The organism is Methyloversatilis sp. MC4-4, assembly GCF_049843555.1.
Classification (GTDB): Bacteria; Pseudomonadota; Gammaproteobacteria; order Burkholderiales; family Rhodocyclaceae; genus Methyloversatilis; species Methyloversatilis discipulorum_B.
Genome location: NZ_JBBHZK010000004.1, coordinates 100,105 through 113,202, shown reverse-complemented (window position 1 = coordinate 113,202; position 13,098 = coordinate 100,105). Strand labels below are relative to the sequence as shown.

The 13,098-nt window shown below is 66.8% G+C and carries 10 protein-coding genes and 2 riboswitches; of the genes, 4 read left to right on the top strand and 6 right to left on the bottom strand.

What is annotated here, in order from left to right:
• Position 1: 1 nt before the first annotated feature.
• Positions 2-1,519 (bottom strand): carbonic anhydrase, encoded by a 1,518-nt coding sequence (locus WDZ97_RS16520; protein ID WP_304004664.1) that lies wholly within the window; start codon positions 1,517-1,519, stop codon positions 2-4.
• A 115-nt stretch (positions 1,520-1,634) separates the two neighbouring features.
• A riboswitch (TPP riboswitch) is annotated at positions 1,635-1,741 on the top strand.
• 49 nt (positions 1,742-1,790) lie between these two features.
• On the opposite strand from WDZ97_RS16520, the gene thiC reads away from it, so the two are divergent.
• Positions 1,791-3,707, top strand: a complete 1,917-nt coding sequence (gene thiC / locus WDZ97_RS16515; protein WP_425763464.1) for a phosphomethylpyrimidine synthase ThiC — start codon at positions 1,791-1,793, stop codon at positions 3,705-3,707.
• 276 nt (positions 3,708-3,983) lie between these two features.
• Here thiC and WDZ97_RS16510 read toward each other — a convergent pair whose 3' ends face one another.
• The gene (locus tag WDZ97_RS16510; protein WP_425763463.1) at positions 3,984-4,775 is read right to left on the bottom strand and encodes a hypothetical protein; all 792 of its coding nucleotides are present in this window, start codon (positions 4,773-4,775) and stop codon (positions 3,984-3,986) included.
• Between the two features lie 145 nt (positions 4,776-4,920).
• Positions 4,921-5,010: riboswitch (cyclic di-GMP riboswitch) on the top strand.
• Between the two features lie 201 nt (positions 5,011-5,211).
• Between WDZ97_RS16510 and WDZ97_RS16505 the strand changes: the two genes are divergently transcribed.
• The 3 genes from WDZ97_RS16505 to WDZ97_RS16495 all read left to right on the top strand — a co-directional run bounded on the left by WDZ97_RS16505 (position 5,212) and on the right by WDZ97_RS16495 (position 8,604).
• Entirely contained in the window at positions 5,212-7,089 is a 1,878-nt protein-coding gene (locus WDZ97_RS16505) for a reprolysin-like metallopeptidase (RefSeq protein WP_425763662.1), read from the top strand.
• Between the two features lie 83 nt (positions 7,090-7,172).
• Positions 7,173-7,985 carry a pyrroline-5-carboxylate reductase gene (proC, locus tag WDZ97_RS16500; RefSeq protein WP_304004669.1) on the top strand — a complete coding sequence of 271 codons (813 nt, stop codon included), beginning with the start codon at positions 7,173-7,175 and terminating at the stop codon, positions 7,983-7,985.
• Positions 7,986-8,037: 52 nt separating this feature from the next.
• The gene (locus WDZ97_RS16495) at positions 8,038-8,604 is read left to right on the top strand and encodes a YggT family protein (RefSeq protein WP_425763462.1); all 567 of its coding nucleotides are present in this window, start codon (positions 8,038-8,040) and stop codon (positions 8,602-8,604) included.
• Between the two features lie 16 nt (positions 8,605-8,620).
• Here the strand turns inward: WDZ97_RS16495 and WDZ97_RS16490 are convergent, their stop codons facing one another.
• The 4 genes from WDZ97_RS16490 to metG all read right to left on the bottom strand — a co-directional run bounded on the left by WDZ97_RS16490 (position 8,621) and on the right by metG (position 13,044).
• A complete protein-coding gene (locus WDZ97_RS16490) occupies positions 8,621-9,667 on the bottom strand; it encodes a hypothetical protein (protein ID WP_425763461.1) in 1,047 nt (348 codons plus the stop codon).
• A gap of 326 nt (positions 9,668-9,993) precedes the next feature.
• A complete protein-coding gene (locus WDZ97_RS16485) occupies positions 9,994-10,440 on the bottom strand; it encodes a hypothetical protein (RefSeq protein ID WP_425763460.1) in 447 nt (148 codons plus the stop codon).
• A gap of 146 nt (positions 10,441-10,586) precedes the next feature.
• A complete protein-coding gene (locus tag WDZ97_RS16480; RefSeq protein WP_020162961.1) occupies positions 10,587-10,880 on the bottom strand; it encodes an acylphosphatase in 294 nt (97 codons plus the stop codon).
• A 13-nt stretch (positions 10,881-10,893) separates the two neighbouring features.
• Positions 10,894-13,044, bottom strand: coding sequence for a methionine--tRNA ligase (metG, locus tag WDZ97_RS16475; protein WP_425763459.1), 2,151 nt, complete (start codon positions 13,042-13,044; stop codon positions 10,894-10,896).
• Between the last annotated feature and the right edge of the window lie 54 nt (positions 13,045-13,098).

Sequence of the window (13,098 nt, the reverse complement as noted above, 5' to 3'; positions counted from 1 at the left end):
TTCAGCGCGACTGCTTGATCAGCCGGCTATTGGCCGCCTGCACCGGCCGCGCATTGTTGCGGTAGAGGTGGCCGAAGATGCCGATCTGTTCCGGCGACAGCTGCAACGGCTCCTTCATCACCAGCCAGGTCACGCCTTCCGAACAGGGCGGCGTCGTCAGCGAACCCATATAGGTGTAGTAGTCGCGCTTCTCCGGCAGCAGTTTCGCCAGATCGATGCTCACCTCCGGGCGCGACTCGACGTTCTTCTGCAGCGGCAGATAGGCCCACAGCGTGTTGAACAGCGGATGTTCGGTGCCGCGGTCAAGCAGCACGGCCACGACAGCCAGATTGCCGTCCAGATCCTTGTGCACCAGGTGGGCGACCATGTCGTAGGTCTTGCCATTCACGCGCTCTTCGGCCGGCTTGTGGAAGTGGAACTGCACCAGTTCGTAGCGCTTGCCGACCAGCGTGATCGTGCTGCCCTCGCCGACGTTCACCTGCACCGTGTGACCGTTGTCGACGACGGTGAAGTAGGTGGTGCGGTAGTCGAACTGTATCGGCGGCAGGTCGACCTTGATGCCGTCGCGGATGTCGATCGGCGATTGCGTCTGGCCGGTCGCGCATTTCGTCCACTCCGGCTTCAGCCTGCCCCAGTTCTGCGGACCGAATTCGCCCTCGTAGCTCCAGTGGATGTCGCCGTGCGCATGCGCGACGGGCGCCGCCTCGAGCGCCGGTTTCTTCGGCGCAGCGTGGGCGGCCGGCGCGACGGCGGCCTGCATGACCGGGCGCGGCCGCGGCTTCGGCGCCGGTGGCGGCAGCGGGATTTCGCTGCGCATCGCCGGCGGCTTGGTCACCGCAGGGGCAGCGTCGTGGGAGTCCGGCTTCTTCGCGCCGGCATCGGCCACCTTGGCCGGCTCGGCCTTGCCGGCCTCAGCCTTCGCTGCCTCCGGCTTGCCCGCCGAGCCGGCTGGCTTCTTCGCGCTGCTCATTTCCTCGCGCGCCTGCGCCGCGGCTTCGCGCAGATCGGGCTTAATGTTCACCATTTCGGTGCGCTCGACCTTGCCGAGATCGCCTGCGTTGGCGGCGGTGCGCGCAGCACGGCCGGCCTGTTCGGCCACCTGACGGAGTTCTTCGGCGGCCGGCGGCTGACACACTTCGCGGAACAGCTTTTCGTCCAGCGTGCCGGGCAGCAGCGAAATTTCGCTGTCCGAGCCGGTGCGCTCCTCGCGCAGGATTTTCTGGTTGGCGTCCAGATAGACGCGCTTGATGGTGGCGAAGCGCAGGCTCTGGCAGTCATAGCGGTTCAGCGCCTGCACCATCGCGTAGCCGGTCTTCTCGGCGTCGGCCTCGGTCAACACCAGCCGGCCCCAGGCCACTTTCTTTCCGCCTTCGGCACGCAGCACGCTGTCGCGGTCGATCTCGATCTTCTTGCCGCGGTCGGTCGAGATCGTGTGCCAGTCGGCCGCCTGCACCGCGCCACAGGCGCAGCCGATCGCCAGCGCGATCAGGGTCGGTCGGAAGATGGAAAGCTGCGTCATGTCCGGTCTCGTTCAGGCTCTGCCCTCGTCGGGCGATGACCGGTCTACGGCAGAGGGGCGCGTTGGCTTGAACGGCACGCCTTGCGCTCGCGTCGCGGGCGGGTTACCGTGCTCATGCACACGTTAGGGGTGCCGGTGACCTGAAGCATGGCAGCCGGCTGAGACACACCCTCAACACCTGATCCGGATCATGCCGGCGTAGGGAAACGGGCGACTTCTCGACATGGAAGCCGGCGTTCCCCGCGCCGACGCAGCAAGCACAGGAGCTTCCATGAACGCCAAAGACACCTTCCTCGCCGACCAGGCACACGTGGACGAAGCGGCGATCGCGCCGCTGCCCCATTCGCGCAAGATCCACATCGAAGGCTCGCGCCCCGACATCCGCGTTCCGATGCGCGAGATCTCCCAGGCCGACACGCCCACCGGCTTCGGCGGCGAGAAGAACCCGCCGGTGTTCGTCTATGACTGTTCCGGCCCCTACACCGACCCGCAGGCCTCGATCGACATCCGCCGTGGCCTGCCCGCGCTGCGCGCCCGCTGGATCGAAGAACGCGGCGACACCGAGCAGCTCACCGACCTCTCCTCCGAATTCGGCCGCATCCGTGCCGCCGATGCCGCGCTCGACGACCTGCGCTTCCCCGACCTGCACCGCCACCCGCGCCGCGCCAAGGCCGGCCGCAACGTCACCCAGATGCACTACGCCCGCCAGGGCATCATCACGCCGGAGATGGAGTTCATCGCCATCCGCGAGAACATGAACCGCGCCGCCTACGTCGAGTCGCTGCGCGCGACCGGCCCGACCGGCGAGAAGATGGCCAAGCTGCTCACCCGCCAGCACCCAGGCCAGAGCTTCGGTGCGTCGATCCCGGCCGAGATCACGCCCGAGTTCGTCCGCTCCGAAGTCGCCCGCGGCCGCGCCATCATCCCGAACAACATCAACCACCCGGAGAGCGAGCCGATGATCATCGGCCGCAACTTCCTGGTGAAGATCAACGCCAACATCGGCAATTCGGCCCTCGGCTCCTCGATCAACGAGGAAGTCGACAAGATGACCTGGGCCATCCGCTGGGGTGGGGACACGGTGATGGATCTGTCGACCGGCAAGAACATCCACGAAACGCGCGAGTGGATCATCCGCAACAGCCCGGTGCCCATCGGCACCGTGCCCATCTACCAGGCGCTGGAAAAGGTCGACGGCAAGGCCGAGGAACTGACCTGGGAAATCTTCAAGGACACGCTGATCGAGCAGGCCGAACAGGGGGTGGATTACTTCACCATCCACGCAGGCGTGCTGCTGCGCTACGTGCCGATGACCGCCAACCGGATGACCGGCATCGTCAGCCGTGGCGGCTCCATCATGGCCAAGTGGTGTCTTGCTCACCACAAGGAGAGCTTCCTCTACACCCACTTCGAAGAGATCTGCGAAATCATGAAGGCCTACGACGTGGCCTTCTCGCTGGGCGACGGTCTGCGTCCGGGTTCGATCTACGACGCGAACGACGACGCGCAGCTCGGTGAGCTCAAGACGCTGGGCGAACTCACCGACATCGCCTGGAAGCACGACGTGCAGGTGATGATCGAAGGTCCGGGTCACGTGCCGATGCATCTGATCAAGGAGAACATGGACCTGCAGCTCGAGTACTGCAAGGAAGCGCCCTTCTACACGCTGGGCCCGCTGACCACCGACATCGCGCCTGGGTACGACCACATCACGAGCGGCATCGGTGCGGCGCAGATCGGCTGGTACGGCACGGCCATGCTCTGCTACGTGACGCCGAAGGAGCACCTGGGGCTGCCGGACAAGGACGATGTGAAGGAAGGCATCATCACCTACAAGCTGGCCGCCCACGCCGCCGACCTCGCGAAGGGTCACCCGGGCGCGCAGATCCGCGACAACGCGCTGTCGAAGGCGCGCTACGAGTTCCGCTGGGACGACCAGTTCAACCTGGGTCTGGATCCGGACAAGGCGAAGAGCTTCCACGACGAGACGCTGCCCAAGGAGTCGGCCAAGGTGGCGCACTTCTGCTCGATGTGCGGCCCGCACTTCTGTTCGATGAAGATCACGCAGGACGTGCGCGACTTCGCCGCCAAGCAGGGTCTGAACGAAGACGAAGCGCTGCAGAAGGGCATGGAAGTGAAGGCGGTCGAGTTCGTGAAGTCAGGCGCGGAGATCTACCAGAAGGTGTGAGGCGGGGCGGCCGCGGGGCCTGCAGGAGTGGTCTTCTGACCGCGACTGCGGCCCGTGACCTCGCGCAGTCCTCCACTCAGCCGCCGCGTCGCGGTCAGAGGACCGTTCCTACACAAGCTCGGCTCCGGTGACGGATCGCGAGCGATCCTTGCGGGAGCGGCCTTGGCCGCGACAGGGCCGATGCTCTGGCTGCACAGCCTTCGGATCAGGCCACTATCGCAAGCCCCGCTCGCTTCCACGGGTCACGGCAGTGCCGCGCGCCGGCCGCCTCTCCGTTCAGCCTTTCGGCCCCATACCGAAGAAGCTGCGAAAACGGTCCCAGCGCCGCTTGAACCAGGCCTTGGGCGTGTCCTGCACGTAATAGGTGAGCATGATGGACGCGCGCTCGCCGTCGGCTTCAGTGGTCTGGCGCACGCTGTGCCAGCTCTCTTTCTCGACGACGGCGAAGGCGTAGCCGCTGGCCGGCATGAAATCCATGGCCACCGTCCGCTCCGCGTCCGGGCCGCTCCTGCCATGGTGGAACACGGTGCCGAGGTGACGCTGCGAGGCGTCCCTGGGCAGATAGAACTGCACGGTGATCGCCTTGGCCGGCACGTCGGCATGAATGCCGATGCGATAACCCGGCTGGTCACGGACCAGGATGGGAATCGGATAGAAATCCAGCTGGTCGATGGAACGACCGAAGCGGGTTTCGAGCGACTGCCGGAACTTCCGCTTGAATGCGTCCTGCAGCGCCCGCGAACGCAGCGTGCGCGATACGGCCGTCCACAGTGCGCACTGCTCGGCCGGCAAGCGCCACAGCTGCTCCGGATAAAGGTACATGCGCAACCGTGCGCTGCTGCCGTCGGCACGCATCGCGTCCTTGTGGCGCAGGTCGTGGAAGCGGTCACGCGCCGGCATCAGCGCCAGAAGCCTGGCGTAGAAGTCGGGGGAGAAGGCACCCCGCATGTACAGGTGCTCGCAGGGAACGACGTTCACCGCGCTATCGCGAATGGCGGCCAGCATCTGGCTGTCCGGCAGTTCTTCGTTCGCGCCTTGTGGCGCCAGTGTCTCGCTCTGGGTTTGCATTGGAAGTATCCCGGGCAACACGACAAGCGCATGAGCATAGCGCCGCTGCGCCGAACTGCGTAGCACCTTGCTTCGTGAGCTGGATCACGGTCGATCGAAGGCCCGCGCTCAAGTCTGCCTCAAGCCTTGCCGTAACTCGCGATGAAGCTGATAAAGGCAAACCCGTCCGAAAGGCGGGGACGCAAAGTCACCGGTCTAATCCGCGCGTGCGCGGGATGACGGCGGGGCCGCCAGCACCCACCTGTTCAAAGCAGGTCCGGGGCGCGCCAGCCGGTGAAGAAATGACAGACATCCGAGCCGGAGTTTCACGATGACCGCCCCGCGCCACGCTTTATCCCCTCTCTGCACGATGCTGATGTGCGCGTTTGCGCTGTCGGCCCTGCCTGCCTCCGCCGCTTCGCGAGAGTCGGCAGCGGCCGATAGGGCCGTGCCGGTAATGCAGCCCTTGCCGGTGCGCGATGCCGCCGGTGGCATGTGGCCGGTGCAGCTTGATGTGGCTCGTCTGCGTGCGGCCAGAGCGGGTGACACGCTGCGCTTCACGCTGCCCGACGGCAGCAGCCTCGACATCGTGTTCGCTTCGATGCTGGGCGGCGCTTCCGGTCTGCAGTGGATCGGTCATCACGCCGCCGGGCGGCAGTATGCAGTGCGACTGCAGCTCGATGGCGAACTGGCCGCCGGCATCATCCGCACCCCCGACGGCGGCTTCGTGCTGGGACATGTGGACGGCGTTCAGCTCATCGGCCCGGATCTGTCGGCGGCCGCGAATCCTGTCGTGCTGGACGGTCTGCCGTCGATGTTCCTGGCGGCCGACGTCGCGACGAACTCAGGCTCGGCGTCCGACCCAGCCGCACGCACGGCCGAGCCGCACGCCGAGGTGGCCCATCCGGTGGCCTTCAATCTGATCGCGCTGTCGGCGCTGGAACCCGGCGACGACGTGACGCTGTCGATCCCCGAGCACGGCGACTATCGCGTTCGCTACGACCGTACCGATGCCGGCGATGCCGACACCACGACCTGGGTCGGCCACCTGGCCGACTACGGCAGCGAGTTCCGCGTCATCGTCACGTCCGGGCCCAACGGCAGCGTCGGCAACATCCTGACGCCCTCTGGCGAACTGCTGCTGGTAGACAGCGGTGGCACGCAATGGCTGGTCGACCCGGTGCGCTCCGGACTGTCGCAGTTCGAATCCGAGCATGCCGACGCCGTGGGCGAGGAAGTACCGGCGGCAGCCGGCGGCGTGACGGCCTTGGGCGGCACCTCGGCCGCGGCAGAGGCCGGCACCACGGCCACCACGACTGCCAGCAGCGGCACCGCGGCCAACGGCAGCGAAACGATGATCGACCTGCTGGTGCTCTACACGCCGGGCTTCAAGAAGAAGCACGGCAGCGTATTCGGCACCCGTATCGCCCAACTGGTCGCGCTGGCCAATCAAGCCTACGTCGACAGCGGCGTGCCAATGCGGCTGCGCCTGGTCGCCAGCGAGCAGGTGAACGACAGCGACACGACGGGCAACTCAACCACCCTGTCGGCGCTGGCGCGCGCTACCGGCGCCTACAGGACGGTGCCGGCGCTGCGCAAGAAGTACGGCGCCGATCTGGTCACTGTCGTGCGCCCCTTCTACATGACGGCACAGGGCGGCAGCTGCGGCGTCGGCTATGTGGGCGGCTACAACGGCAGCAATATCGCCAGTTACGGCGGCTACGCCTACTCGGTCGTCAGCGACGGCCGCGACATGGCCGGCAGCAACTATTACTGCACCGACTACACCTTCACGCACGAACTCGGCCACAACATGGGCCTGATGCATGATCGCGCGACGGTCGCGCGGCAGGGCGGCGGCCAGGGCAGCCATCCCTACGCTTTCGGCCACGGTCGCAGCGGCAGCTTCGGCTCCATCATGAGTTACATCTCGCCGGTGATCGGCCGTTTCTCCAATCCGGACCTGACCAACTGTGGCGGCAGTTACGCCTGCGGCGTGCCCGTCACCGATCCTGCCAGCGCGCACAACGCCCTCGCGCTGCGCAACAACCGCGCGGCAGTGTCGTCATGGCTGGCGACGACCGTGCCGACCAGCTATCAGGTGTCCGGAACGATCTCGCGCGCCGGCAAACCGCTGGCCAACGTACCGATCGCTGCGTCCAATGGCGCGACCTGCTCCGCCAGCGGCAAGACGGGTGCCTACGCCTGCACCGTGCCCTGGGGCTGGAGCGGCACCATTACGCCGCAGCCGGCCTCCGGCAGCGCTCAGCCGGGCAGCCTTGCGCTGAGCGCTGTCCGCGCGGCGCAGATGAAGAAGAACTTCATCGTGCGCTGAGCACTCCGCGCCCGTGTGTCGGGCGCGGTTACCATAGCGCCCTGCGGCCCGACGTGCGGGTCAACTTTCTGTGGGGCAGTCTGATGCGGATCACTTTCATCGGCGGCGGCAATATGGCCAGCGCGCTGATCGGCGGCATGTTGAAGCGCGGCGCCATCGCCGCCGACATTGCCGTGGTCGAACTCCAGGCCGACGGCCGCGACCGGCTGGCGCGCGAATTCGGTGTGCGTGCGGTCGAGGCGCTGGACGCCAGTGCGGCCGGTTGCGATCTGCTGGTGCTGGCGGTCAAGCCGCAGCAGATGCGCGAAGTGTGCGCCAGCATTGCGCCCTTGATCGACGGGCAGACGGTACTGAGCATCGCCGCTGGCCTGCGCGCGAGCGACATCGGTCGTTGGCTCGGCGGCCGCGCGCGCATGGTGCGTGCGATGCCGAACACGCCGGCGCTGATCGGGCGCGGCGTGACCGGCCTGTACGCCGATGCGTCGGTCGGTGCCGCCGAGCGCGCCCGCGCCGAGGAACTCCTGTCGGCGGTCGGCCGCACGGTGTGGGTGGACGACGAGAAGCTGATCGACGCGGTCACCGCGGTGTCCGGCAGCGGCCCGGCCTACGTGTTCTATTTCATCGAGGCGATGGTGCGCGGTGGCGAGGCGCTGGGGCTCACCGCCGATCAGGCACGCGAACTGGCGATCGCCACCTTCACCGGCGCGTCGGCGCTGGCGGCACAGAGTCCCGAATCGCCGGCCACGCTGCGCGAGCGGGTCACGTCGAAGGGCGGCACCACCGAAGCGGCACTGAAGTCGATGAATGCCGACGCGGTTGGCGACGCCATCGTGCGTGCGCTGGCCGCCGCCGCCGCGCGCGGCGCGGAACTGGGCGACCAGCTCGGCGCCGCCTGAACCGGCGCCCGGCCACCACTGTCTTCACGCGATACGACAACGACACGAACCCATGCTGACCGACCTGACCCTGCTCGTCCTCAACGCCGTCGCCAGTTTCATCACCACGCTGCTGCTGGCCCGCTTCTACATGCAGTGGGCGCGCGTGAGCTTCCGCAACCAGATCGGTGCCTTCGTGATACAGACCACTGACTGGGCGGTACTGCCGGCTCGGCGCGTGATACCGGCCATGTTCGGACTGGACATGGCGACGCTGGTGGTCGCCTGGCTGATCCAGGTGACGCTGATCCTGGTGGGTGCGCTGCTGCATGGCAGCATTGGTGCCGACGGTCTGATAACGCTCGCGCTGCTGCGCGGCGTGATCGAGATCGCGCGGCTGTCGGTGTGGTTCCTGATCATCGTGCTCATCATTTCCGCGGTGATGAGCTGGGTGTCACCGGGCAACCCGATCGGCAGCATGATGAATGCGCTGACCCGTCCGTTCCTGCAGCCTATACAGCGCGTGATGCCGCCGATCGCCAACGTCGACCTGTCGCCGCTGGTGCTCATCCTCATCCTGCAGATCGTGCTCTACCTGATCGACGCGCTGTCGCGGCAGCTGTTCGGCCTGCTGGTCTGACGCCGCCGCCTGCCGCTCAGACGCTCAGATCGACCTGGCTGACGGTACCTGTGCTGCCGTCCTCGCGCAGGTAAATGCCCGTCGCGCGCATTTCGCCCAGTGTTTCGTTGGCGGCGTTGCGCAGGCTGAACGGCGTGTCGACGCGGCCGAGGTAGAAGGCGCCGGCGTTGGCCTGTTTCATCGTCTGCAGCGTGCCGGCGCCTTCTGCGTCCGGGCGCCACAGCCGCAGCTGCGCGAAACCGCTGTCGGCTTCATCGACCCAGCCGTTGCCGTCCTCGTCCAGCGCGGCCAGTTCCTCGAAGCCGTTGCCGGTGGTCGGTCCGAACAGTTCGCGGCCGTCGTCGATGCGGCCGTTGCCATTGCGGTCGAAGGCCAGCATGCCGCGTCCGCCGGCCAGCGGCACCTGTTCCTTGCGGCCATCGGCATCGAGATCGAAGGCGAAGCGGACGTCGGACAGCGCCGCCGCCGGACCGGCGAAGTCCAGCATCAGGGGGTCTTTCAGCACCGCGTCGCCGGCACGGAAGGATTCGCTGACGATCATGCTGAAGCTGCGCGACATCTCGCTTTCGAGCTTGAAGGCGATCTCCCGCCCGTCGGCGGTGCGCACCGTGCCTTCGGCGGCGAAGCGCGTGGTTTCCGATTCGCTGTATTCGGCGTGGTAGTCGTACTCGATGCCCCAGCCGGCACGCTGCGGCGCCTGGGACTGCGCCGATGCCGCGGCGCCGGACGAGGCGGGCGGCGCCTCGGTCGGCATGTCCGCGCTGCGCAGCCAGCGCACGGGCTGACCGGTGATCTTCTCTATCATCATGATGAGCAGTGACAGGCGGGGATCGTTGCGCACGGCTTCCTCGATCCCGTCCGGTGCCTCGACGGGGTCGGCCTGCTGCGCAGCCAGCGCCGCCGGCGACAGGCTGACACGCGCTTCGCTGCGCGACGTGGATGGACTGTCGGTGGCCGGGCGGCGACGCTCGCCCGTCCACATTTCAAGCCGTTCGGATACCTGCAGACGCCGTGATTCGGCGTGCGAGGACTCAAGCTGTACGGTGCTGGCGGCGACCTTCACGGTTCTGTGCCTCCTGGGTTCTGACCTCGATGAACCCACCCGGAAAGTGAAGCGCGCGCACGTGCCCACGTGCAGTCGGCGACGCATGCAGGCGGGCCTGCATGCGTCCGTACCGACCATCGGGCGGCTTGGCAGCGTCGCACCTGACAGCGAGTCGGGCGGTGTCGCCGCACCCTGCGCGAGGCAGGGCGTCAGCCGCGCGTGCGCTTCACTTTCCGGGCGGATATGCAGGTTTACGACGTGGGAAGAGGTGTTCCACAGGGTTAGACGCCATGCAGGGCGGATGGGCACCCGCTGCCGGGCGACACGCGGCGGAAGCCGCGCATTCAGTGGGTCAGCGCGGGGGCTGCAATGAAGGTGTTGCTGCCGCGGCTGAGGTCCAGCGTGCCGCGGGCGAGGCGACGGCTGTCGCCGTCGATGTCGTTGGCGACCCAGGTTTCGCGGTCCTTGGACACCAGATAGATGAGCACCACGTCGCGCGTGGCCGGCGGCGCCTCAGGCCTGTCGTCGTCGAACTCGGCCAGCCGCAGCACGCAGCTCAGGCCGATCACATCGATGCCCGGCTCGGCGATGGTTTCCTGCACGAAACGGACCACCGACGCCTCGTCCAGCATGTCCATGCGGGCCAGCGCGGCGTCGGTGATGCGCCCGTGATCCAGCTGCGCCATCAGCGCAGTCGGTCGCGGCGGGCTGCCGCACGCGAGCATCGCGTCGGCGTGATCCTGGCAGGCGCGCAACACAGCGCGGAAACACGCTTCCTCCGTTGGCAGCATGGTTGTCTCCTCCACATGTGTGGGTCGCGTCCATGTGCGCGCCTGATGTGAAAGCTAGACCTGTGCGGAAAGGAAGTCATGACGCGCTGCCATGGCGGCGGTGCACCAAGTGGCGCGGGTTCGCCGGGTGGTTTGCGGGCGAAAGCTCAGGCCGTGGCGGCTTGCGTGAAGTCGTGCAGTGCGGCGTCGGCCTCTGCCGGCGACACGATGCATGCGTCGACACGGGCGGCCGGCGGGCCGGTCTCGGCCCACGCCACCAGTGCATCGAGTGCCGCCGGACGACCGACGGCATAGGCCTCGACCGAGCCGTCGCGGCGATTGCGCACCCAGCCGGTCAGTCCGAGGCGACGCGCTTCCTCGACCATGGACGCGCGGAAGAACACCCCCTGCACGCGACCGCTGATCGCAAAATGCAGCGCTTCGACCTCGCTCTCGTCCATCGCCACGCGCTTCTTACTTGACGCGCATGCCCGGCTGCGCGCCGGAATCCGGCGACAGGATGAACAGGCCCGGCACCTCGCCCTTGTCGTCGGAGGCGGCCAGCACCATGCCTTCCGACATGCCGAACTTCATCTTGCGCGGCGCCAGATTGGCCACCATCACGGTCAGCCGACCGACCAGCAGCGCCGGGTCGTAGGCCGACTTGATGCCGGCGAACACCTGGCGGGGCTTGTCCTCACCGATATCCAGTTGCAGGCGCAGCAGCTTGTCCGCGCCCTCGACGTGGTCGGCGGCGACGATTTTCGCGATGCGCAGTTCGACCTTGGAGAAGTCGTCGATCGAGATATGAGCGCCGGTATCGGCAGCCGGCGCGTCGGCCTTCTTCGGTGCTTCGGTCTTGGCCGGCGCGGCGGCGGGGGCTTGGGTACTCACCAGGGATTCCTTGTTGGCGTCGACCAGCGCGACCACCTGCTTGGGGTCGATGCGGGTCATCAGGTGCTTGTATTCGTTGATGGTGTGGCCGGCCTTGAGGGTCGAGCCGAAGTCGTCCCAGCCCAGCGGCGCGATGTTCAGGAAGCGCTCTACCTCTGCCACCAGATGCGGCAGTACCGGCTTGAGCAGCACCGACAATTGGCGGAACAGTTCGAGCGCGGTACTGCACACCGACTGCAGCTTTTCGTCCTGACCGTCCTGCTTGGCGAGCACCCACGGCGCGTGGTCGTTCACGAACACGTTGGCCTGGTCGGCGCAGGCCATCACCTCGCGCAGCGCGCGGGCGTAGTCGCGCGACTCGTAGGCGTCGCGGATCGACGCCTCGTGCCAGTGGAACGGTACGGTGGGTGCCGACAGCGTGCCGCCGAAGCGCTTGCTGATGAAGCCGGCGCAACGGCTGGCGATATTGATGTACTTGCCGACCAGATCCGAATTCACCCGCGCGACGAAGTCGTCGAGGTTCAGATCGATGTCTTCCATCGAACCGTTCAGCTTGGCGGCGTAGTAGTAGCGCAGCCACTCCGGATTCAGGCCGAGGTCGAGGTAGCTCTGCGCGGTGATGAAGGTGCCGCGGCTCTTGCTCATCTTCTCGCCGTTCACGGTCAGGAAACCGTGCGCGTTGATCTGGGTTGGCGTGCGATAGCCCGAGTGCTCCAGCATGGCCGGCCAGAACAGCGCGTGGAAGTACAGGATGTCCTTGCCGATGAAATGGACCATTTCGGTGCCGGCCGCTTTCGCTCCCGCGGCGTCGAGGAAGTCCGCCTCGCTGATGTCGTGGCCGAGCGCCTTCTGCTTCGCGACGTAGTTGCGGAAGCTGCCGAAATAGCCTACCGGCGCGTCCAGCCAGACGTAGAAGAACTTGTTGTCGGTGCCCGGGATGCGGAAGCCGAAGTAGGGCGCGTCGCGCGAAATGTCCCAGTCGGACAGGCGGTTGTCGCCCGGCTCGCCCAGCCATTCCTTCATCTTGTTCGCCGCTTCCGGCTGCAGCCGGTTCGAGCCTTGGGTGAAGTCACGCAGGAAGTTCTCGCACTGCGGTGCCGACAGCCGGAAGAAGTAGTGCTCGCTGGCGCGCCGCTCCGGCGCCGCGCCCGACACCACTGAATAGGCGTTCTTCAGTTCGGTCGGCGCATAGGTGGCACCGCACACTTCGCAGGAGTCACCGTACTGGTCCTTGGCCGAACACTTCGGGCACTCGCCCTTGATGAAGCGGTCCGGCAGGAACATTTCCTTCACCGGGTCGTAGAACTGCTCGACCGAGCGCTGGGCGATCAGGTCGCCCGCCTTCAGCTTGGCGTAGATGTCTTCGCAGAAGGCGCGGTTCTCGTCGGAATCGGTCTGGTGGTAGTTGTCGAAACTGACCAGGAAGCCGCCCAGTTCGCCGGCACCCTTCCTCCACGCGGCCTGCACATCGAGGCCGCCGAAGAAGTCGCGGGCGTGTTCGTGCAGCACGCGCTCGACCAGCTGGCGCGGCGTGATGCCTTCCTTCTCGGCGCGCAGCATGATGGGCGTGCCGTGCTGGTCGTCGGCGCCGACGTAATGCACCTCGTGCCCGCGCATGCGCTGGAAGCGCACCCAGATATCGGTCTGGATGTATTCGACCAGGTGGCCGAGGTGGATGGCGCCGTTGGCGTAAGGCAGGGCGCTGGTGACGAGCAGGCGGCGGCGAGACATGATGGAGGGCGAAATGACGGCCAGAGCGGGGAAACCCGCAATTCTACTGCCCGC